Below are 21,963 nucleotides of genomic sequence, written 5' to 3' on the forward strand. Positions count from 1 at the left end.
GGTTGTTGCACTTGTCTGCGACCATAGGACGGCCCCCACCCTTGGTCAAGACCAATCCTCCGTCGCGCGGGTGACGCCGAGAGCCCCCGTCGTGGAACGGAGGCTCTCGGCGTGGTGTCGCTGCGGCTACTGCCCGACGGTGTCCAGCGCCCGCAGCTTGTCGGGGTTGCGGATGACGTACACCGCCTGGACGCGTCCGTCGAGGACGTCGATCTGGAACACGCTGTCGGGCCTGCCCGCGGACAGCAGCAGGACGGCGGGGCCGCCGTTGACCTCCAGGAGGCGGTAGGACAGGTCGGGGACGCCCTTGCGTGCCGCGCCGACGAGGAAGCGGCCCACATGGTCGGCCGTCTCCAGCACGCGCAGCGGCGCTTTGGCCTTGCCGCCGCTGTCGCCGACGAGCCGCACGTCCGGCGCGAGCAGCGACATGAGTCCCGCCAGGTCGCCCTCGGCCGCGGCGGCGAGGAAGCGTTCGGTGAGCTCGCGGCGCTCGGCGGGGTCGACCTCGTAGCGCGGCCGCCGCTCGTCGACGTGCCTGCGGGCCCGTCCGGCGAGCTGCCGCACCGCCGCCTCGCCGCGGTCGAGCATGGCCGCGATCTCCGCGTACGGGTAGGCGAAGGCCTCTCGGAGGACGAACACCGCACGCTCCAGCGGCGACAGGGACTCCAGGACGACGAGGAGGGCCAGCGACACGGAGTCGGCGAGCACGGCCCGCTCGGCGGCGTCGGGCACGGTGTCCCCGAAGTCGGTGACGTACGGCTCCGGCAGCCACGGTCCGACGTATGTCTCGCCCCGCGCCTTGACCTGGCGCAGCCGGTCGATGGCGAGGCGGGTGGTGACGCGCACCAGGTAGCCGCGGGGTTCCCGCACCTCGCCGCGGTCGGCGCGGGACCAGCGCAGCCACGCCTCCTGGACCACGTCCTCCGCGTCGGTCACCCGTCCGAGCATGCGGTAGGCGACCCCCAGCAGGACCGGGCGGTGCTCTTCGAAGACATCGGTGTCGGTGTCGGTCTCGGTCGTCACCGGTCCATCCCATGCGACACATCCGGCCGTGTCCAGAAGAAATCGCGTGGCGTGAGCAGAATGACCACGGAGCAGACGGACCGTCACCCGGACCATCACCACCGGGGGCTACCAGTCGGTAGCAATTGCTGACAAGCTGTCTCACGGCGTCCGCCGACACCACCGGGACAACAGAGCCCGGACAACAGGGCCCGGACAGCACGGCCCTGCCAGCACGGCCCAGACAGCGAGTCCCACACGAGGAGCAGCCCCATGTCCGCCACCGTCTCCTTGAAGGTCCCCTCCCCGCACGGTCCGCAGCCGGTCACCGTCTCCTACGCGCGCGTGGGCAACGGCGAACCGCTGCTCCTGCTGCACGGCATCGGCCACCACCGGCAGGCCTGGGACCCGGTGGTGGACATCCTCGCGGCCGAGCGGGACGTGATCGCCGTAGACCTGCCCGGCTTCGGCGCGTCACCGGGCCTGCCGGACGGGCTCGCGTACGACCTGCCCACGACGACGGCCGTGTTCGCCGCGTTCTGCGAGGCGCTGGAGCTGGACCGGCCGCATGTGGCGGGCAACTCGCTGGGCGGTCTGCTCGCACTGGAACTGGGCCGGGAACGGCTCGTACGGTCCGTCACCGCCCTGTCCCCGGCCGGGTTCTGGTCGGAGGCCGAGCGGCGGTACGCCTTCGCGGTGCTGCTCGCGATGCGGCGGATCTCGCGACGGCTGCCCCTGCCCTTGGTCGAGCGTCTGTCGCGTTCGGCGGCCGGACGGACGATGCTCACGAGCACCATCTACGCCCGTCCGGCCCGGCGGCCGGCCGAGGCCGTGGTCGCCGAGACGGTCGCGCTGGCGGGGGCCACCGGATTCGACGCCACCCTCCTGGCGGGCGCCGCCGTCCGGTTCGCCGACGACGTGCCGGGACTCCCCGTCACCGTCGCGTGGGGCACCCGGGACGTGCTGCTGCCGCGCCGTCAGGGGGTGCGCGCGAAGCAGATCATCCCCCGGGCCCGGCTGGTGCGGCTGCCCGGTTGCGGGCACTGCCCGATGAACGACGACCCGGCGCTGGTCGCCCGCGTCATCCTCGACGGCAGCCGCTGAGCCCCGCCGCCTCCCGGTCGGCGCGCCGGAGCCGCCGTCGGCTCCGGCGCCGGCCAGGGCGCTGCCCGCGGCCTGGGGCCCCGTAGGATCCGGTCGCGACGAGCGGCGCGGTGCGGGCGGCGGCGACGGGAATCAGCCCGGAGAACAGCGTGGCGCGCTCGGCGCCGAGGCGCCGCACGCCCATGGACCAGCACACGAACACGACGACGGTGACGACCGCGGCCTGCCACAGCAGCGCGCCGGTCTCGGTGGCGTCGGACCGGCGCAGCCGCGCCGTACCGTCCATGACCAGGCCCGCCGCCGCGGCCTCGGCCGCCGCGCGGCCGCACACCGTGGCGGACAGCAGCCGGGGCCCGAGAGGCCGCAGCACGGGTACGGCGAGCAGGGCGAACCCGACCTCGCCCGCGAGTGCGCACACCGACAGGGCGATGCCGGCGCCGTCCGTGCGCCCCCATCCCTGAACCGTGGAGGCGCCGACGGTGCCGAGCAGCGCCCCCTGAGCGCAAGCGGACCAGGGAGCTCGGCCATCCCGCCCTCGCCCAGGCGCTCTTCGCCCGGTTCGTCGAGCGCGGCACCACGACCGGCAGCTGCGCCGCTGCCGGCGCGCCTACCGTGAGGGCGGGACCCGCTCGTCGCCGCACTGGAGGAGCACTTCCCCGGCGCGGAGGCGGCCGGCATCGCGGCGGGGCCGCACGTCATCGCCCGCCTGTCGCGGCGGTACGGCCCCCGGGACCGCTTCCTGCGGCGCGTGTCGGCGGCCGGTGTGGCGGTGCGTCCGCCGGCGGACTGCACGCAGGCGCGTACCGGGCCCGCCGGGGACGGAGAGGTGCGGCTGGTCCTGGGATACGCGCACCGGTCACCGGCGCGGATCCGGGCCGGCGTGGCGCTGCTGGCCCGCGCCGTGGCCTCAGGGTGACCGCGGGACGACCGGTGCGGGAACGGCACGGGCGACCGGACCCGCGTACCGACGCGATCGAGCGACGGGGGCCGGTTCCCTTGCTCCCACGGCCGGTTGTTCACCCGTGGTTTCCGTGTGTGCCGTGACGCCCCAGTAGTTGTGGCATCGCACACTGGCCGGATCTCGTCCCTGGAGGCGCATCCATGTCACACCGTCCGTTCCCCGGCCGCCGCAGCGTCCTGCGCGGCTCCCTCGCCGCGTCGGCGGCCCTGACCCTGCCCACCGCCCTCGGCGCGGCCCCGGCGTTCGCCCTGTCCGGCCGGCCCAGGGCGGGCTGGGGCGTGCAGACGGGCGACGTGACCTCCGACTCGGGGCTGGTGTGGGTGCGCTCCGACCGCCCCGCCCGCATGATCGTCGAGACCTCCGCGACCGAGTCGTTCCGCAATCCGCGCCGGTGGCAGGGCCCGCTGCTCGGCGAGGGCACGGACTTCACCGGCACCACCCGGCTGCGCGGGCTGCCCTCCGGCGAGCAGATCCACTACCGCGTGCTGCTGGCGGACCCGGACGACCCGCGCCGCACCGGCGAGCCGGTGACCGGCACCTTCCGCACGGTGCCGGCCCACCGCCGCGACGGCGTGCGCTTCCTGTGGTCGGGCGACCTCGCCGGGCAGGGCTGGGGCATCAACCCCGACTTCGGCGGCTACACGATCTACCGCGCGATGGCCGCGCTCGACCCCGACTTCTTCATCTGCAGCGGCGACAACGTCTACGCCGACGGCCCCATCGCGGCGACGGCCACCCTGCCCGACGGCAGCACCTGGCGGAACGTCACCACCGAGGAGAAGTCGAAGGTCGCCGAGACCCTGGCGGAGTTCCGCGGCAACTTCCGCTACAACCTGCTCGACGACAACCTCAAGCGGTTCAACGCGCAGGTCCCGTCGGTCATCCAGTGGGACGACCACGAGGTCCGCAACAACTGGTACCCCGGCGAGGTGATCGCGACCACCGACACCCGGTACACGGAGAAGAGCGTGGACGTGCTGGCGGCGCGGGCCCGGCGCGCGTTCAGCGAGTACTTCCCGCTGTCCACGCTGCGGCCGGGCGCCCGGGAGGGCCGCGTGTACCGGGTGCTGCGGCAGGGTCCGCTGCTCGACGTGTTCGTGCTGGACATGCGGACCTACCGCAACGCCAACTCCCCCGACGACCAGACCGTGGACCCGCAGGGCATCCTGGGCGCCGAACAGCTGGAGTGGCTCAAGCGGGAGCTGTCGCGCTCGCGTGCCGTGTGGAAGGTGATCGCCGCCGACATGCCGCTCGGCCTGGTCGTGCCGGACACCACCGAGGGCAGGGCGAACATCGAGGCCGTCGCGCAGGGCGACCCCGGCGCGCCGCTGGGGCGGGAGCTGCAGATCGCCGAACTGCTGCGGTACATCAAGCACCGGCGGATCACCGGGACGGTGTGGCTGACGGCCGACGTGCACCACACCTCCGCCCAGCACTACCAGCCGTCGCGGGCGGCCTTCACCGACTTCGAGCCGTTCTGGGAGTTCGTCTCCGGTCCGCTGAACGCGGGCGCCTTCCCCGCCAACGCGCTCGACGGCACGTTCGGCCCGGAGCGGGTGTTCGTGAAGGCGCCGACCACGGCGAACGTCTCCCCGGCCGGCGGCTACCAGTTCTTCGGCGAGGTCGACATCGACGGCGACAGCGGGGAGCTGACGGTGCGGCTGCGCGAGCAGGACGGCACGGTGCTGTTCACGAAGGTGTTGCAGCCGGGCCTGGTCGGTCAGTGACTCCCGTACGCTCTTCGGCAGGGCCGCGCACCGGCGTCATCCCCCGGTGCGCGGCCCTGCCGCATATCGCGCGACGCGGCCTCGGGCCGGGCGTTCCAGCAGGTCGGAGCGATTGTCAGTGGTCGCCTCTACGGTTTTTCCATGACGCGATCTTTGCAGGCCGTGGCCTATCGCCGACCCTCCGTGCTGGAGTCGGCGCCTGATGGGCGGCGGCTGGGACTCGAGACCTCACGGGGTGCGACGCCGGCCGGCGCCACGGACCATCCCCGGTTCTTCGCCGGTTTCCTGACTTCCCCTCAGGTGGCCTCCGCGGGGCTGCTGGCGGTGGCGGACGTGGCGGCCGCCCGGTACTACCAGCCGCAGCTGCGGGCGTCGCTCGATCCGGTGGTGACGGGCAACGGCGACCGGCTGCGGTTCGAGTCCTTCTCGGGATGCGGCGGGGTCTACGCCCGCCTGGACGTCCTGGAGGCCGGCCTCGACGGCGGCGAGGTGGGGCACGGCACGACGAACGTGGACGTCAACAACCCCCTGCGTGAGGCGCTCTCCCGGATCGGCACGGACGATCCGCTGCACCTGCGGGTCGGGCCGGAGGAACTGGCCGTGACCACCCTGGACGGTCCGGTCGTGGAGAAGAAGGTGCCGCTGCCCGACCGCTGGCTGCGCGGCTTCGCGGAGGCCCAGGTGATCGCCGCCGGCTTCGACCTGCGGGCCGAGCTGACGGCCCCGGAGGCCGTCCGCTTCCTGCGCGCCCTGCCTCGCGGGGGAGGACGGGGCGCGTCGGCCGGCCCGCGCTGGGTGGTGCCCGCGGGCCGCGGGCTGCGGCCGACCACGCGGGCGGTGCCGGGCGCGGTGTGCCTGCCCGGACCGGAGCGGCTGGTGGCGCTCCAGCGCGTGCTGCGCCACGCCACCGCGTTGCGGGTGTACGGCCCCGCGGTCACTGCCGGCGCCGCCGCGACCGCCGGCGCGTGGGAGGTCGTCCTGCCCGGCATGCGGCTCACGCTCACGCTGTCGCCGGACGCCGCACGCGGGTTCTCCGGGGAGGGCGGCGTCCTCGACGCGCTCGCCGGCGACGAGGCCGCCGAGGACGCGGAGCTGGTCTCGGTGCTCCTGGCGTGGGAGCCCCGCGTCGACGTCGCCGACCTCGCCGCCGCGTCGGGCCTCACGCCAGAGCGGGTCCGGGCCGCCCTGGTCCGCCTGGGCACGTCGGGCCGCGTCGGGTACGACACCGCGGAGGCCGCCTACTTCCACCGCGAACTGCCCTACGAGGCCGAGCGGGTGGAGCGCCACAACCCCAGACTGCGCTCGGCCCGGGCGCTGGTGGCCGCCGGAGCGGTCACCCTCGACGGCGCCCTCGCCACGGTGACGGCGGAGGACGGGCACGTGCACCGGGTGCGCGACCGGGCGGGGGTGCTCAGCTGCACCTGCCTGTGGTGGGCGAAGTACCGGGGCGGGCGCGGGCCGTGCAAGCACGCGCTGGCGGTACGGATGGTGCGGCGGGGCGCCGCGGCGGAGCGGGACACGGCTCGGGTCGGCGGGGGCGTGCGATGAGTGCGCTGCTGGAGGCGGTGCGGGCGGGCCGGACGCCGGAGGTGGTGAGCCTGCTCGACGAGCTGACGGACGCCGAGCGGCGCGCTCTCTTCCCCGAGTTGAAGGCGCTGCGCAAGGAGCTGAGGAAGGCGCCGTGGAACGCGTCGTCCCGCCGCGCCCATCCGGCGCTGTACGCGGCCGGGGTGGCGTGCCAGACCGGCGCGGCGGCCGTGGCGGGATGGATCGCCGCCGCGGACATGCGCTGGTCGCAGGCGGCGCCGGCCCTGCTGCTGCACATCCTCGGCGACCGCGACCGCGCCTGGCTCGCGGATCTGGCGCACCGGCTCGCGCAACGCCCGGATTCCTCGATGGTGCCGTACGAGCTGATGGCGGGCCTGGTGCGGCTCTCGGGCTGTCCGGTGCCGACGACCGATGCCTATGTGCGGGGCTGGATGGCGCACATCGCGGGCACCGGGAAGAGCCACGGGACGGTCGTCGGCCGGCTTCGTCAGGAACCTCATCTTCCCGAGCTGGTGGCCGCGATGTTCGAGACCGACGACATCGGCGGCCTGCTCGAGTGGCTGTCCGGTGAGGGTCCGCACAGCTGGTTCGGCGCGCTGAGCGAGCTCACCGCCTCCGGCGACCTCGACCGGAAGGTGGTCGTCGAAGCCTGCGTGGCCCGTCTGCTGAGGGGCGGATCGGCCGCCGATCACCGGGCGTTCCTGAAGCTGCTGAGAGCTCTGGAGCTCACGGACGCGGAGGAGCGGGAGCGGACGGCCGACTGGCTGGCACTCGCCTCGGACGCCGTCTCACCGGTGGCCGCGCACGCCCAGTCGGTGCTGGCGTCCTGCGCGCTCGAGGGCGAGCTGACGCGACGGCAGCTCGCGGACATGTCGGCGGCGGTGCTGTTCCGCACCGAGAAGAAGCTCGTGCGCGCGCAGCTCGTGCTGCTCGGCAAGGTCCTCGCCAAGGACCCTTCCGCCGCCGCGGAGCTGCTGCCGGCCGCCGCCGAGGCCTTCGGGCACCCGGATCCCGAGGTGCAGGAGCGGGCGCTGAAGCTGGTCGAACGCCATCTGCCGAAGACGGACTCCGCGGACGTACAGGCACAACTGGCGCCGGCTGCCGAACAGTTGATTCCCACGCTCCGCGTCCGGGCCGCCCGGGTGCTCGGCATCGACCCGGTGGCCCCCGGTCCCGTGGTCCACGAGGAGGTGCTGCCTCCGGCGCCGCGGCCGCTCCGCCTCGAACCGGCACCGCGGTCGGCGGCGGAGCTCGCCGAGGAGGTGAGCGCGCTGCTGGCGGCGGGCACGGACGTCGCCGGGTTCGAGCGCGCGCTGGACGGGCTGGTGCGGCACGCCCACGACCGTCGCGACGGCCTCCTGGAGGCGCTCGCCCCGGTGGCCGGCCGCCGCTGGTGGCATCCGGAGGGCGTCCGCCCGGACACCTACTTCGCCCGCACGCGCAGCCTCCTGGACCCGGCGCAGGCCGTCGACCTGCTGCTGGCGACCCTGCTGGGGCGGGTGGGCACGGGCACCCTCCTCGCGGCGGTCCAGCAGGGGACCACGACCGACGGCTGCGTGCACAGCGCCCTGTGCCGGGCCTTCGGAGCACGGCTGTGGGAGGTGGCGTACCGGATCCGCACCGAACCGCTGCCGTTCCTGCTGTCCACGCCGACGTGGAGCACGGGCCTGCTGGAGCCGGACGAGCTCGTGGACCGGCTCGACGCCTACCGGCGCATCGGCGCGCGGCCCGCGGCGGCGGACTTCGCGCAGGCGCTGCTGCGGGTCCGGCGGTCGGACCGGGCGGCGGCCGCGGCGGCGGCCGGGCGCGCGGCGGCTCTCGGCACCGCGGAGGGCGAGCGGCTCGCCCGGTGGCTGGCCTCGGACGGATCCGCCCTCCCGGAGTTCCGCAGGCGCGTCGCCGGGCCACGCCTCCTGGTCGACGCCGGCGAGCTGCCGGAGCTGCGGGAGGACTTCCCCGCCGAGTTCCGCCCCCTGGGCAGGCCGGCCGGCGCCGTCGCCGCCGCCCGGTACTGCCACCACTGGAACGACGGCATACGCCCGCACTGGCTGGCCCTGCTCCCCGAGCGGCGCGAGCTGGTGGCGGTGCGGATGCTGTGGGAGCTGTCCGGCGCGGCCGTGGAGGACACCCGGGGCGTCGCCGCCGTCCTGCCCCGGCTCGCCGAGTCCGGTGGCGAGGCGGGCGACTCGGTGCACCTGTGCGTGGCGTACGGGCTCGGCGCGCGGCATGCGGAGGACCGGCTCGCGGCCGTGGACGCGCTGCTGACGCTGGCGGCGCGCGGGCAGCTCGACGCGGCCCGGCTGGGCGCGGACCTCGGGCAGTTGGCGGGGGACGGCGCGGTGAAGCCGCTGCGACTGGCGGACGCGGCGCGCACCGCCGCCGCCACGGGGGCGAACGCCACGGTCTGGGAGGTACTGCGGCATACCCTGCCGCAGCTGCTCGCCGACCGGGCGGCCGACGGCGCGGGGACGGCGCCCCGCGGGCTCGCGGATCTGCTGGGCGTCGCGGCGGAGTGCGCCGAGCGGTCCGGGGCCCGGGGGCAGCTGCCGCACCTGGAACGGACGGCGCGGCGGTCCGGCTCCTCCCGGCTGGTGGCTCAGGCCCGTCGGCTGCACAGCGCGCTGACCGCAGGGAGCGCCGCGTGACCTGCCCTGTCGTCCACACCGCGAGACAATCGTAAAAAGATCAACAAAAAGGGCATAAGCACGCTTTACCGATCAGTCACAGAGCGTTCGCGATCGCGCAACACCGTTCCTTCACAGTGGGTGCATGAGTCGAGAAATGTCGAATGTGACCCGTGCGAAGCACGGACGTCCCGTGCACCACTGGCGGCGGGACGTGGTGGAACTGGCCGCCCTCTTCACGGCGGTGGCGGTGGCGGACGCCGTGGCGAACCTGATCGGACACGGGCCGGACGGCCCGGCCCTGCTGGTGATCTCGGCGCTGGCCCTGGCCGCGACGGCGGGGTTCCACACATGGTGGGCACGCCGCCACGGCCACGCACCGCCGACGAGTGATACCGAGGCCCGGCCGCTGCCGACATGGCGGCGGGCCGGGCAGGACGAGCAGGGTCCGTCCGCCCCGACGCCGCAGGCCGCGCCCGGGGAGAGCACGCTGTGGCGGATGCGGACGACGGTCAGGGACGAACCGGGCTCGCTGGCCGCGCTGTGCACCGCGCTGGCCGGCGAGCGGGTGGACATCCTGAGCCTGCAGACGCACCCGCTGGCCGACGGCACGGTGGACGAGTTCCTGCTGCGGGCTCCCGGTGAGCTGGCGGCGTCCGGGCTCACCCGGGTGGTGTCGCTGGCCGGCGGCGCCGACACCTGGATCGAGCGGGCCGACGCCCACGACCTGGTGGACGCGCCGACCAGGGTGCTGGGCCTGGCCGCCCGTACCGCGCTGGACGCGGCGGAACTGCCGCTGGCGCTGCGCCAGTTGCTGGGCCGGTGCACCATCCGCCAGGTGCCCGCTTCGCCGTTCGGCGGGGGCCGGGCGCCGGAAGGTGTTCCCGTGGAGGGGGCGCTGGAGGACACCGTGATGCGGCTGCGGGCGCCGGAGGGCGGAGTGATCACCGTGGAACGGCCGTATCTGCCGTTCACCCCGACCGAGTTCGCCCGGGCGCGGGCGCTGGTGGAGCTGGACGCCCGGCTGGGACCGCGGCTGCCGCACGGCCAGGACGTGCTGACGCTGCCCGAGGGCAACGAGATCACCGTGCGCCGGGCCGACATCCGTGACATCGATGCCGCGAAAGAGATGCACGAGCGGTGCTCGGCGCGGACGCTCGGCATGCGCTACCACGGGCCGGTCGGCGACGCGGACCGTTACCTCAACCACCTGCTGAGCCCGCGTTACGGTCGTACGCTCGCCGTGCGGACGGCGTCCGGGCGGATCGTCGGCCTCGGCCATCTGCTGTGGGACGGCGACGAGACGGAGGTCGCGCTGCTGGTCGAGGACAGCTGGCAGCGGCGCGGCATCGGCGGTGAACTGCTGGGCCGCCTGGTGGCGATGGCGATCGAGGCGGGCTGCGAAAGCGTGTACGCGGTGACGCAGGCGTCCAACACCGGCATGGTCGCCGCCATGCGCGGCCTCGGCCTGCCCCTCGACTACCAGATCGAGGAGGGCACCCTGGTCATCACGGCCCGCCTGGACACGGCCGTGATCGGCTCGGGCCTGCCGCACGAGGTGGCGGAGGGCCGGTCCGGCGGGCGCCGGGCGCGCGGCTGAGGCACGGCACCGCACCACGGCGAACGGCCCGGCGAGAAGACGCCGGGCCGTTCGCCGTCCTGACGGACGCCACGGGCACCCCGTGACGGACGCCCCCTGGCGCGAGCGCCCCCACGGACAGTCGCCTGTGCCGGACGCGCGCCCCGTGACGGGCGCCCCCTGTCGCGGACGCACCCACGGACACGCACCCGTGCCGGAAGCTCACCCCGTGACGGACACCCCCGTCACGGACGCTCACCCCGCGACGGACGCTCCGCTCAGCGTGCCGGTCTCCGGGGCGGGCGCCCGCTCCCCCAGCGCCCGGTCCAGGTCGGCCCACAGGTCCTCGACGTCCTCCAGCCCGACCGACAGCCGCAGCAGCCGGTCGCTCACCCCGGAGCCGCGCCGGTCGTCGGCGTCGACGATGCGGTGGCTGATGGACGCCGGATGCTGGATGAGGGTGTCGACGCTGCCCAGGCTGACCGCCGGCGTGATCAGGCGGACGCCCGCGATCACCTCGTGCGGGTCGCCGACGGCCTCGAAGGCGATCATCGCGCCGCCGATGCGCGGGTAGTGGACGCGGGCGACACGCGGGTCCGCGGCGAGGCGGCGGGCGAGCTCGGCGGCGTTCGCGGAGGCCGCGCGCACCCGCACCGGCAGCGTCGAGAGGCCGCGCAGCAGCAGGTATCCGGCCAGCGGGTGCAGGACGCCGCCGGTGGCGAACCGCACCTGCCGCAGCCGTCCGGCGAACTCCTCGTCGCAGGCCACCACACCGGCCATCACGTCGCCGTGCCCGCCGAGGTACTTGGTGGCGCTGTGCAGCACCAGCCGCGCGCCCTGCTCGGCCGGCCGCTGCAGCACGGGCGTGGCGAAGGTGTTGTCCGCGAGCAGCGGGACCGAGCCGCAGGCGTGGGCGACGGCCCGCAGATCGACCTCGGCGAGCGTCGGATTGGCCGGGGACTCGACCATCACCAGTCCGGTGTCCGGGCGCAGCGCGTCCGCTATCCCCGCCGGGTCGGTCCAGGTGACCTCGGAGCCGAGCAGTCCGGCGGTGAGCAGGTGGTCGCTGCAGCCGTACAGCGGCCGGACGGCCACCACGTGCCGCAGCCCCAGGGAGGCCCGGACCAGCAGGACGGCGGTCAGCGCGGCCATGCCGCTGGCGAACGCGACCGCCGCCTCGGTGCCCTCCAGCCGGGCCAGGGCGGTCTCGAAGCGGGCGACGGTCGGGTTGCCGAGCCGGCCGTAGACGGGCGGTCCGTCGAGTTCGGCGCCGGTGGCGGCGAAGGCGTCGATGCGGGCGGCCTCGCCCCGGCTGTCGTACGAGGGGTAGGTGGTCGACAGATCGATGGGCGGGGCGTGCAGTCCCTGCCGGGCGAGGTCGTCGCGGCCGGCGTGGACGGCCTCGGTGGCCAGTGCTCTCGGTGCGGTGGCCGGAGCTCCGGGTGCGGTGCGTGCTTCGTCGTGCGAGGTGTCCGTGCGCGCAGAGTCCATGGGCGCAAGGGTGAACACCGACCGGGCACCGGGACCCGAACCCCGTGTTACGTTCGGCGTATGACCGAATCCGTCGCACTGGATCCGGTGGACCTCCACCTGCTGCGGCTGCTGCAGAACGACGCCCGGACCACCTACCGCGACCTCGCCGCGCAGGTCGGGGTCGCGCCGTCGACCTGCCTGGACCGGGTGACCCGGTTGCGCCGGGCGGGGGTGATCCTCGGACATCAGCTGCGGCTCGATCCGGCCAAGCTCGGCCGGGGTCTGGAGGCGCTGCTGTCGGTGCAGGTCCGGCCGCACCGGCGGGAGCTGGTGGGGCCGTTCGTGGACCGGATCCGGGCGCTGCCGGAGTCGCGGACCGTCTTCCATCTGACCGGACCCGACGACTACCTGGTGCACGTCGCCGTCGCGGACATGACGGACCTGCAACGGCTGGTCCTGGACGAGTTCACGGCCCGCCGTGAAGTGGCCCGGGTGGAGACCCGGTTGATCTTCCAGCAGTGGGACTGCGGTCCGCTGCTGCCGCCTACGCCGTCGGCTCAATCCCGGTGACGCGCGGCGGCCCCTCGTACGAGGATGGTCCGCATGTCTCAGACCAACAGCCAGCTGCCCCGTCAGGTCGCCGACGCGTACGTCGACGAACTCATCGCCCTCGATCCGGTCATCGGCACCTACCTCGGCGTGAAGGAGAGCTCCAGCCGTCTGCCCGACCTCTCGCCCGCGGGCCAGGAGGCGCTGGCGCGGCTGAAGCGGGACACACTCGCCCGGCTCGACGAGGCGGAGCGCCGGCCCGGCGGGGACAGCGACGTCGAGCGCCGCTGCGCGCGGCTGCTGCGCGAGCGGCTCACCGCCTCGCTCGCGATCGACGAGGCGGACGAGGGCCTGCGTGACGTCAGCAACCTGAGCTCGGCCGCCCACGGGGTGCGCCAGGCGTTCACCGTGACGCCCACCGCCACCGAGGAGGACTGGGCGGCGGTCGCCGAGCGGCTGCGTGCGGTACCCGCCGCCCTGGAGGGGTACCGGGAGTCGCTCGCGCTCGGTCTGGAGCGGAAGCTGTACGGCGGTCCGCGCGCGACCAGGACGTTCGTCGGGCAGCTCGGCGAGTGGGCCGACGCCGGGGACGGCCGGGGCTGGTTCGAGCACTTCGCGGACGCGGGGCCCGAGGCGCTGCGCTCCGACCTGGACGCGGCGGCTCGCGAGGCCACGCAGGGCGTGGTGGCCCTGCGCGAGTGGATGCGGGACGTGTACGCGCCGGCGGTCGAGGGCGCACCGGACGTGGTGGGCCGCGAGCGGTACGCGCGCTGGGTCCGTTACTTCAACGGCACGGACCTCGACCTCGACGAGGCGTACGCGTACGGCTGGTCGGAGTTCCACCGCATCCTCGGCGAGATGCGGACCGAGGCCGAGAAGGTCCTGCCCGGCGCCGCCACTCCGTGGGTGGCGCTGGCGCACCTGGACGAACACGGCACGCACATCGAGGGCGTCGACGAGGTGCAGCGCTGGCTGCAGGCCCTGATGGACGAGGCGATCGAGAAGCTGGACGGCACCCACTTCGACCTGGCGGAGCGGGTCCGGCGGGTCGAGTCCCGGATCGCGCCTCCCGGCAGCGCGGCGGCGCCGTACTACACGGCCCCGTCGGACGACTTCTCGCGTCCGGGCTGCACCTGGCTGCCGACGATGGGTCAGACCCGCTTCCCCGTCTACGACCTGGTCTCCACCTGGTACCACGAGGGCGTGCCCGGCCACCACCTCCAGCTGGCGCAGTGGAAGCACGTGGCGGCCGACCTCTCCCGCTACCAGGCCAGCGTGGGCATGGTCAGCGCCAACGCCGAGGGCTGGGCGCTGTACGCGGAGCGGCTGATGGACGAGCTGGGCTTCCTCACGGACGCGGAGCGCCGGCTGGGCTACCTGGACGCGCAGATGATGCGGGCCGCGCGGGTCGTCATCGACATCGGCATGCACCTGGAGCTGACGATCCCCGACCACTCCCCCTTCCACCCCGGGGAGCGCTGGACGCCCGCGCTGGCGCAGGAGTTCTTCGGGGCGCACAGCAGCCGCCCGGCGGACTTCGTGGAGAGCGAGCTGACCCGCTACCTGTCCATGCCGGGGCAGGCGATCGGCTACAAGCTGGGCGAGCGCGCCTGGCTGCTGGGCCGGGAGAACGCGCGCAAGCGGCACGGTGACGCGTTCGACCTCAAGGCCTGGCACATGGCGGCGCTGTCGCAGGGCTCGCTGGGCCTGGACGACCTGGTGGACGAGTTGTCCGCTCTCTGACCGCGTCCGCCATCAGCTCACCCGGCCCGTGATCCGGTCCGCCTCGTCGTCCGTGCCGAGCCACGCGAGGAGGCGGACCTGGCGAGGAGGCGGGCCGATCGTCCGGCGGGCCCTGACGGGATGGGTGCGCGCCCGCGCACCGCACGCGAGGTCCCGGGTCAGAGGCGGTGCAGTCGGACGAGGCCCAGCCAGGTCTCCGGGCCCGGCTGGACACTGGCCGCGCGCACCGCGTAGCGGCCGGGTTCCAGCGCGACGCGCAGTGCGTCCGTGCGCTCCGTCTCGGTCCCCGGCCAGGCCGAGTCGAACAGCAGGACCGGGCCCGGCACGTCCCAGCGGACCTCGTCCTCCCAGTCGGCGGTGGCGAGCGCTTCGGGCACACCGGCGAGGAGTTCGTCCTCGCTGCCGGCGGCGCACCACCGTACGAAGGCGGCGTGCTGCGGCAGGTAGGAGGTCGAGGCCGGTTCGTCGCCGAGGACCAGGGCGGCGCAGTCCCCGACCGGGAGCAGCCCGACGCTGCCGTCGACCTCGCAGGCCCGGTCGTAGTCGGAGGCGGTCTCGTCGCCGTCGGCCCCCGCCCAGAACGGCAGTACCGTCTCCGGTACCGCGATGAGCGGGCCGCCGCCCGACTCCACCCACTCCAGCGCACCGGGATCCGCGTATCGCACCATGGCGCAGAACCTACACGCACGACAGCCAGGTGATCCCAGCATCTCCAGGGTTCCCCGGCGGGACGGTCAGCAGCCGCAGTCGTCGGCGCCGGCGGGTGCGGTCAGCGGGTCCGCGGGGCGGCGTTCGCGGCCGCGCCAGGTCTCGTACTCGAAGCCCTCGCGTGCCCAGTACTCGAAGCCGCCGAGCATCTCCTTGACCTGGTAGCCCAGTTCGGCGAGGGCGAGGGCCGCCCGGGTGGCGCCGTTGCAGCCGGGGCCCCAGCAGTACGTGACGACCGGCACGGATTTGTCGAGGAGCCGCTCGGCCTGTTCGGGGATGAGCGCGGTCGGCAGGTGGACCGCGCCCGGGACGTGCCCCTGGTCCCAGGACTCGGTGGAGCGGGAGTCCACGACGACGAACCCGGCGTCGCCGCCCGCGGCGAGCGCGGCGGCGACGTCGGAGGCGTCCGCGTGGAAGGCGAGGCTCGCACGGAAGTGGGCGGCGGCCTCGGCGGGAGCCGCCGGGGGGACGCGCAGGACCGGATTGAGGGTGGTGGCGGTGGTGATGGCTGTGGCGGTGACGGTGGCGGTGGCGGCTGAGGTTGTGGTCATGGGCAGAAAACTACGGGCGGTGATCGGCACCCTGAAGTGGTGATTCCCGGCGTTCCGCTTGATCAGCCGTGGATCTCCCTGCTATTGCTCGCTCATGACCGTGTATTCCCCGGACGCCACCGACTGGCGCATCCTCGACGTCCTCCAGCGGGAGGGCCGGGCCAGTTTCGCCGAGTTGGCGCGGGCCGTCTCCATGTCCGCCAGCGCGGTGACCGAGCGGGTGCGGCGACTGGAGGAGGCCGGGGTCATCCAGGGCTACGCGGCGGTGGTCGACCCGGAACGGCTCGGCCTGCCGATCCTGGCCTTCGTGCGGCTCCGGTACCCCACCGGCAACTACAAGCCCTTCCACGATCTCGTCGCCACGACGCCGGAGATCCTGGAGGCGCACCACGTCACGGGCGACGACTGCTTCGTCATCAAGGTCGCCGCCCGCTCGATGCGGCACCTGGAGGAGGTGTCGGGCAAGATCGGCGCGCTGGGCTCGGTGACCACGAGCGTCGTGTACTCCTCGCCGCTGCCCCGCCGCCCGCTGGGTCACTGACCGCGCTGCCGCAGCACCGACCCGGATCTGCCCTTCACCACCTCCAGTTGGGCGTGGATACGGCGGCGCAGGTCGGCGACGTGGCTGACGATGCCGACGCTGCGGTCGCGTTCCCGCAGGGAGTCCAGGACGTCCAGGACCTCGTCGAGGGTCTGGTCGTCGAGGCTGCCGAACCCCTCGTCGATGAAGAGGGTGTCGAGGCGGACGCCGCCCGCCTCGTCGGTGACGACGTCGGCGAGACCGAGCGCGAGGGCCAGCGAGGCGAAGAACGTCTCGCCGCCCGACAGGGTCGCCGTGTCCCGCTCGCGCCCGGTCCAGGCGTCCACGACGTGCAGGCCGAGCCCGCTGCGGCCGCGCCCGGCCCGGTCGTCGGAGTGGACCAGCGTGTAACGGCCGGACGACATGCGCTGCAGCCGCACCGTCGCCGCGGCCGCGACCTGCTCCAGGCGGGCCGCCAGCACGTACGACTCCAGGCGCATCCTGCGCTCGTTCTCCGCCGAGGTACCCGCGGTCAGGGCCGCCAGGCGGGCGACCCGGTCGTACTCCGCGCGCAGCGGGGCGAGCCGCCGTACGCTCGCGGCCGACCCGGCGGAGAGCCGGTCGAGTTCGGCGCAGCGCCGGGCGGCGGCGTCGCGCGCGGAGGCCGCCTCGCGCAGGCGTCGGGCCGCGTCGGCCGCGGCCCGCTGCGCCGAGGCGACGTCCGCGGGCGGCCGCCCGGCGGCGGCCGCGGTGTCGGCCTCGGCCAGGACGGCGCGCACGGCGGCCTCCTCGGACTGCCAGGCGTCCAGGCGGCCTTGGAGCTCGCGGTGGGCCGCGTCGTCGAGGAGGGCGGCCGCCGCGGCCTGCGGGGTGTCGAACCCGGCGCGGAAGGCGGCGTCGGCGAGCCGGGCGTCGGCCTCCTTGAGCCGCTGGGCGGTGTCCTCGGCCGCGCGGGCGGCGTCGGCGGCCTCGGTGAGCAGCGTGACCTCGCGCTCCAGTTGGGCGGCGCGGGCGGCCACGCTGTCGGCGGCGCCCCGGGCCTGGGCCAGCTCCTCCTCCAGGGCGGCCCGTTCCCGGTCGAGCCGCTCCCGGTGGCCGACGCGGGCGGCGGCCCGTACGGCCGCCTCCTGGCGCACGGCGGTGCGCCGCTCGTGTTCGTGCTCGGCGCGCCGCAGTTCCTCGCTCGCGGTGTGCAGACCGGATGCGGCGTCGCGGGCCCGCGCGTAGCGCCGCTCCAGGTCCGCCACCTCGGCGGCGAGCCGGTCCGTCGGCGTGTCACCGGCTTCGGCGCTCGCTGCGGCCAGCGCCTCCCGGACGACGCCGAGCCGGCGCTCGTCCTCGGCACGCTGCTCGTCGGCGCGCTGGTAGGCGGCGAGGGCGCGCTCCTCCGCCTCCCGGTCGACGTGCCCGGCGACCTTGCGGGCGGGGGCGGGGTGCTCGGTGGCTCCGCAGACGGCGCAGGGCTCGCCGTCGACGAGGTTCGCGGCCAGTTCGGCGGCGATGCCGCTCAGCCGCTGCTCCTTCAGGTCGAGCCAGTGGGCGCGGGCCTCGGCGGCGCGTTCCCGTGCGGCGAGGGCGCGGGCCCGGGCCGCGTCGGTGTCGCGGGCGAGCTGGTCGCGCTGCCGGGCGGCGCCGAGCCGCCGCTGGGCGGGCTCCCGCTGCACGGCCAGTTGCTCGGCCCGGGTGGCCGCTTCCTGGGCGGCCTCGATACGGCCGTGCAGGCCGGCTCGGGCATCCTCCCAGCCGGCCAGCCAGGCGTCGGCCTCCTGGAGCACCTCGTCGTCGGCGCGCTCCTGCCGGTCCAGGCCGGCGCGCTCCGCGACGAGCTGGGCGAGCCGCCGCTCGGCACGCCGGGCCGACTCCAGGCCGCCCAGTTCCTCCGCGCTGCGGCGTGCGGCGGCGGCGAGGCCCGCGGCGCCGGCGTCGGCGAGAGGGCCGGCCGCGGGCCCGTCGGCACCATCCGCCGGCCCGGCGGCCCGGGCGCCCGGCGTCCGCTCGGAGGCCGCCGCGCGATCGGAGCCGTCCGTCCAGGCCCCGCTCTCCGCCCGCCCGCCGCCGTCCACCGGCTCCGCGGTGACGGCGGCGGCGCGCAGTCGGGCACGCGCACGTGCCTCCGCTCCGGCCGCCCGGCGGTGTTCGGCCTCGGCGGCCTCCCTGAGGTCCAGGGCGGGGGCCACCGCCTCGGCCTTACGGGCGCGCTCCATGCGCTCCTGGGCCTGCCGGTGGGCGTCGGCGTGCTCCTGGAGCCGGGCGGCACGCTCCCGCGCCTGGGTGAACCGGTCCTGCAGGCGCGCCAGTTCACGGGCCTCCCCCAGCGCGCGCTCGGCGGCGGCCTGCGCGGACTCCGCGGCCGTGAGGCGCGACTGGGCGACCGTCAGCTGCTCCCGGGCGGTACTGCGGGCGATGGCCGCAGCGGTCAGGACCGCCGCCGCGAGGCCTGGGTCACCCGGCCGCAGCGCGGGCAGTTCCATGGCGTCGCCCGCGGCCTGCTGCATCCGGTGCGCGTCGGCCAGCAGCGCGGCGTCCCCGTCCCGCACCTGCGCCTCGGCGGCCCGCCGGCCGTCGGCGAGGCGCCTTTCGACCTCGGCGAAGCGGCGGGTGTCGAAGAGGCGGCCGAGCAGCTTGCCGCGCGCCTCGGCGTCCGCGCGCAGGAACCGCGCGAAGTCGCCCTGCGGCAACAGCACGACCTGGCAGAACTGCTCACGGCTCATGCCGAGCAGCTGGGTGATCTCCTCGCCGATCTCCTGGTGCGAGCGGCTGAGCTGCTTCCAGGCGCCGGCGGTCGCGTCGTACTCGCGCAGCCCGCTGTGGGCCTTGTCGAGCGTGGTGCCCGTCCCGCGCTTCTTGGGGCGCTCCCAGGGCGGCTGCCGGGTGATCTCCAACCGGCGTCCGGCGACGGTCAGTTCGAGGGTCACCTCGGTGCGCGTGCCGGGTGCGGCGTGGTCACTGCGCAGGGTCAGGCCCTGGCCGCTGTGGCGGGCGCCCGGCACGGCGCCGTAGAGCGCGTAGCACACGGCGTCGAGGACGGAGGTCTTGCCGGCGCCGGTCGGGCCGTGCAGGAGGAAGAGGCCGGCCGCCGACAGCTCGTCGAAGTCGACGCTCTGCGAACCGCCGAACGGCCCGAAGGCGGTGACGTCCAGTCGGTGCAGCCTCACCGCGCCACCTCCCGCACCGCGTCGTCCGCGCGCACCGCGTCGAACGCCTCCCGCAGCACGGCCTGTTCGTGCTCGTCGGGTCCGGCGCCGCGCACATGGGCGACGAAGTCCTCGGCGATCTGCTGGTCGCTGCGGCCCGCGAGCCGCCTGGCGTAGGACACGTCGGGGTCCTCCGGGGAGCGCTCGGGCTCGAAGACCAGGCTGAGGGTGTGCGGGAAGCGCTCGGTGAGCCGGGCCATCGGCTCGGCCGGGCGGACCGGGTCGGTGAGCGTCGCCTCGACCCACGCCTCCTCGTGCCGGGCGAGAGCCGGATCGGCGAGCAGGTCCTCAAGGCGGCCGCGGATCCGGGCCAGCGGCCGGGGCACCGGGCAGTCGACGCGCTCGGCGGCTATGGAACCGCCGGCGCCCAGGTCGACGAGCCACATGGTCTTGCGGTGGCCGGCCTCCGAGAAGGAGTACGGCAGCGGGGAGCCGGAGTAGCGGACCCGTTCGGTGATGGTCTGACAGCCGTGCAGGTGTCCGAGCGCCGCGTAGTCGACGCCGTCGAAGACGCCGGCGGGGACGGCGGCCACCCCGCCCACGGTGATGTCCCGTTCGCTGTCGCTGGCTTCGCCGCCGGTGACGAAGGCGTGCGCGAGGACGACGGACCGGGTGCCGGGCGGACGCGTGGCGAGGTCGGCGCGGACCCGGTCCATGGCGGCGGCGAGCACCGCCTCGTGGCCCGCCTTCCGCACCCCGAACTCGTCCTTGACCAGCGCCGGCTCGAGGTACGGCAGCCCGTAGAAGGCGACCTCGCCGTGCGCGTCGGACAGCACCACGGGGGTCGCGCACGCGGACGGCTCGGTGCGCAGGTGGATGCCCGCGCGCCCGATGAGTCCGGCGCCGACGCCGAGGCGGCGGGCCGAGTCGTGGTTGCCGGAGATCATGACGGTGGGCACGCCGAGGGCGGCGAGCCGGTGCAGCGCGTCGTCGAACAGCTCGACGGCGGCGAGCGGCGGCACCGCACGGTCGTACACGTCTCCCGACACGACCACCGCGTCCACCCGGTGCTCGCGCACGGTGTCGACGAGGTGACCGATGAACTCGGCCTGGGCCCCGAGCATGCCGACCCGGTGGAACGCCCGGCCGAGATGCCAGTCGGAAGTGTGCAGCAGCCTCATGATCCCCGAGACTAACGGCCGGGTCTGACATCACGGACGCTCACGGTCGAACCGTCCCGTCACAACCCGCCGCACGCATACCCGTTACGCACCTTTCGTCCGGGGTCTCAGGTGTCCCCGTACGCCTCCCCGCCCAGTCGGAACCCGGCCGTTCCGGCGGTCGCGTCGGCCAGCCAGGCGCGGAAGGCGTCCACGTCGGCGTCCGGCAGGCCGATCTCGATGGTGACCTCTTCGCCGTAACGGACGTCGCGCACCTCGCGTCCGGTCGCGCGCAGGTCGTTCTGGACCTTGCCGGCCCGCTGGTGGTCGACGGTCAGCGTGGCCAGCCGGAACCGTCGCCGGGTGATCGTGCCGAGCGTGTCCAGCGCCTCGCCGACCGCTCCGCCGTACGCCCTGATGAGCCCGCCCGCGCCGAGCTTGACGCCGCCGAAGTAGCGGGTGACGACGGCGACGACGTACCGCATGTCGCGGCGCAGCAGCATCTGGAGCATGGGGACGCCCGCGGTGCCGCCCGGTTCGCCGTCGTCGCTCGCCTTCTGGACGGAGGCGTCCGCGCCGATGACGTAGGCCCAGCAGTTGTGGGTGGCGTCCGCGTGCTCCTCGCGCACGGACGCGATGAAGTCCTGGGCCTCCCGCTCGGTGGCCGCCGGGGCGAGGGCGCACAGGAAGCGTGAGCGGTTGACATCGGTCTCGTGCACGCCCGCGCGGGCGACTGTGCGGTACTCGTCCTGCATCGGGCCAGCCTAATCCGTGGCCGAGGAGGGTCCCGACGGCCACCGGACCGCGCTGCAGGCGCAAGCGCAGGTGCAGGGCAGCTGCGAACGTCTTCGCCCGACCGGCCTGGCCGCGCGGGCCGGTGCCCCGGCCGCTGCCGGCTCGCGGAGGGCACGGACACGACGACCGTGCTCGCCTGCACCGGGGTCGAGGCGGAGCCGCGCGTGACGATCGCACTCAAGCCGTGAACTCCCGTGAACAGCGGGTCGGTTGCCGATTTCAGGAGCCTGCGCACGACTGATTATGATCTTGGTCATGACAGTGCAGAACTCTGAGAAGTCCGTTTCCCGCAAACAAAGGCTCCAAGAGAAGCAGCGCCGCCAGTTGGCGGTGGTCGACACGGTGGACAAGGCCGAGGCCAAGGTCCGCAAGGCAGAGGTCGAACTGGCCGTGGCTGTCACCGAGGCGGTGCAGGTGTTCGGCGACGAGCTGTCCGCGTCCGAGGAGCTCGACATGCCGGTCGAAGCGATCCGGCGCTTCCTCGGCATGGCCCAGGAAGAAGCAAGCGGTGCCGACAATGCCGCCGGGGACGCCGCACCGGCCTGAGGTCGCGGTGGGCGCCGGGGGCCGCTTCCCTGCCGGGGCCGGTGTGGGACAGGAGTGTCCGCCGGAGGACCTGTCGGCGAGCTGTACGCCGGTGGTGGAAGGCGGCCGGAACAGCCACCGCCTTCACGGCCTCGAGGCTAGCCCCAATACCAGTGACTTAAGGTCGTCGGCTGGTAGGGTGCGTGGCGGGGAGGTGCCGGGATGCCACGGCCGGGTCAGGTGAAGCTGGAGACGGACGA

General features: G+C 74.7%; 17 protein-coding genes and 1 pseudogene. 10 read left to right on the forward strand and 8 right to left on the reverse strand.

What is annotated here, in order from left to right; all coding sequences use genetic code 11:
- Window positions 1–126: 126 nt before the first annotated feature.
- Window positions 127–1,023 (reverse strand): RNA polymerase sigma-70 factor, encoded by an 897-nt coding sequence (locus tag AB0G63_RS23335; RefSeq protein WP_360753407.1) that lies wholly within the window; start codon window positions 1,021–1,023, stop codon window positions 127–129.
- A gap of 252 nt (window positions 1,024–1,275) precedes the next feature.
- Between AB0G63_RS23335 and AB0G63_RS23340 the strand changes: the two genes are divergently transcribed.
- Window positions 1,276–2,106 (forward strand): alpha/beta fold hydrolase, encoded by an 831-nt coding sequence (locus AB0G63_RS23340; RefSeq protein WP_360753410.1) that lies wholly within the window; start codon window positions 1,276–1,278, stop codon window positions 2,104–2,106.
- On the opposite strand, the gene AB0G63_RS23345 is transcribed toward AB0G63_RS23340, so the two are convergent.
- A complete protein-coding gene (locus AB0G63_RS23345; RefSeq protein ID WP_360753413.1) occupies window positions 2,084–2,524 on the reverse strand; it encodes a hypothetical protein in 441 nt (146 codons plus the stop codon). The genes AB0G63_RS23340 and AB0G63_RS23345 overlap by 23 nt on opposite strands.
- Window positions 2,525–2,604: 80 nt before the next feature.
- On the opposite strand from AB0G63_RS23345, the pseudogene AB0G63_RS23350 reads away from it, so the two are divergent.
- The 5 genes and pseudogenes from AB0G63_RS23350 to AB0G63_RS23370 all read left to right on the forward strand — a co-directional run.
- Window positions 2,605–3,022, forward strand: a pseudogene (locus AB0G63_RS23350) (PLP-dependent aminotransferase family protein); the annotation flags it as partial.
- A 185-nt stretch (window positions 3,023–3,207) separates the two neighbouring features.
- Window positions 3,208–4,794 (forward strand): alkaline phosphatase D family protein, encoded by a 1,587-nt coding sequence (locus tag AB0G63_RS23355; protein ID WP_360753416.1) that lies wholly within the window; start codon window positions 3,208–3,210, stop codon window positions 4,792–4,794.
- A gap of 141 nt (window positions 4,795–4,935) precedes the next feature.
- Complete coding sequence (locus tag AB0G63_RS23360; RefSeq protein ID WP_360753418.1) at window positions 4,936–6,342, forward strand: SWIM zinc finger family protein; 1,407 nt, start codon at window positions 4,936–4,938, stop codon at window positions 6,340–6,342.
- Entirely contained in the window at window positions 6,339–8,987 is a 2,649-nt protein-coding gene (locus tag AB0G63_RS23365) for a DUF6493 family protein (RefSeq protein ID WP_360753421.1), read from the forward strand. The genes AB0G63_RS23360 and AB0G63_RS23365 overlap by 4 nt, the downstream gene beginning before the upstream one ends.
- A gap of 136 nt (window positions 8,988–9,123) precedes the next feature.
- Window positions 9,124–10,566, forward strand: a complete 1,443-nt coding sequence (locus tag AB0G63_RS23370) for a GNAT family N-acetyltransferase (protein WP_360753423.1) — start codon at window positions 9,124–9,126, stop codon at window positions 10,564–10,566.
- Between the two features lie 234 nt (window positions 10,567–10,800).
- On the opposite strand, the gene AB0G63_RS23375 is transcribed toward AB0G63_RS23370, so the two are convergent.
- Window positions 10,801–12,036: a PLP-dependent transferase gene (locus AB0G63_RS23375; protein ID WP_360753426.1), complete on the reverse strand. Its 1,236-nt coding sequence runs from the start codon at window positions 12,034–12,036 to the stop codon at window positions 10,801–10,803.
- 60 nt (window positions 12,037–12,096) lie between these two features.
- Between AB0G63_RS23375 and AB0G63_RS23380 the strand changes: the two genes are divergently transcribed.
- Both AB0G63_RS23380 and AB0G63_RS23385 read left to right on the forward strand, forming a co-directional pair.
- A complete protein-coding gene (locus AB0G63_RS23380) occupies window positions 12,097–12,588 on the forward strand; it encodes an Lrp/AsnC family transcriptional regulator (RefSeq protein WP_324784881.1) in 492 nt (163 codons plus the stop codon).
- Window positions 12,589–12,621: 33 nt separating this feature from the next.
- Window positions 12,622–14,310, forward strand: a complete 1,689-nt coding sequence (locus AB0G63_RS23385) for a DUF885 domain-containing protein (RefSeq protein WP_360753429.1) — start codon at window positions 12,622–12,624, stop codon at window positions 14,308–14,310.
- A 158-nt stretch (window positions 14,311–14,468) separates the two neighbouring features.
- Here the strand turns inward: AB0G63_RS23385 and AB0G63_RS23390 are convergent, their stop codons facing one another.
- Together AB0G63_RS23390 and AB0G63_RS23395 are read right to left on the reverse strand one after the other, a co-directional pair.
- Window positions 14,469–14,978, reverse strand: coding sequence for an immunity 21 family protein (locus AB0G63_RS23390; RefSeq protein ID WP_360753432.1), 510 nt, complete (start codon window positions 14,976–14,978; stop codon window positions 14,469–14,471).
- Window positions 14,979–15,044: 66 nt separating this feature from the next.
- Window positions 15,045–15,569, reverse strand: a complete 525-nt coding sequence (locus AB0G63_RS23395) for a rhodanese-like domain-containing protein (protein WP_360753435.1) — start codon at window positions 15,567–15,569, stop codon at window positions 15,045–15,047.
- Window positions 15,570–15,663: 94 nt separating this feature from the next.
- Here AB0G63_RS23395 and AB0G63_RS23400 point away from each other — a divergent pair, with 94 nt between their 5' ends.
- Complete coding sequence (locus AB0G63_RS23400; RefSeq protein ID WP_360753437.1) at window positions 15,664–16,110, forward strand: Lrp/AsnC family transcriptional regulator; 447 nt, start codon at window positions 15,664–15,666, stop codon at window positions 16,108–16,110.
- Here the strand turns inward: AB0G63_RS23400 and AB0G63_RS23405 are convergent.
- The 3 genes from AB0G63_RS23405 to AB0G63_RS23415 form a co-directional block, all read right to left on the reverse strand.
- Entirely contained in the window at window positions 16,104–19,244 is a 3,141-nt protein-coding gene (locus AB0G63_RS23405) for an SMC family ATPase (protein ID WP_360753440.1), read from the reverse strand. The genes AB0G63_RS23400 and AB0G63_RS23405 overlap by 7 nt on opposite strands.
- On the reverse strand, window positions 19,241–20,404 hold the full coding sequence (locus AB0G63_RS23410) for an exonuclease SbcCD subunit D (protein WP_360753442.1): 1,164 nt from the start codon (window positions 20,402–20,404) through the stop codon (window positions 19,241–19,243). Before AB0G63_RS23410 ends, AB0G63_RS23405 begins: the two co-directional genes overlap by 4 nt.
- Window positions 20,405–20,511: 107 nt before the next feature.
- A complete protein-coding gene (locus AB0G63_RS23415) occupies window positions 20,512–21,138 on the reverse strand; it encodes a YigZ family protein (RefSeq protein WP_360753445.1) in 627 nt (208 codons plus the stop codon).
- 295 nt (window positions 21,139–21,433) lie between these two features.
- Here AB0G63_RS23415 and AB0G63_RS23420 point away from each other — a divergent pair, with 295 nt between their 5' ends.
- Window positions 21,434–21,724 carry a hypothetical protein gene (locus tag AB0G63_RS23420; protein WP_360753448.1) on the forward strand — a complete coding sequence of 97 codons (291 nt, stop codon included), beginning with the start codon at window positions 21,434–21,436 and terminating at the stop codon, window positions 21,722–21,724.
- Window positions 21,725–21,963 lie beyond the last annotated feature (239 nt).

It is taken from the genome of Streptomyces sp. NPDC020996, from assembly GCF_040641355.1.
Taxonomy (GTDB): Bacteria; Actinomycetota; Actinomycetes; order Streptomycetales; family Streptomycetaceae; genus Streptomyces.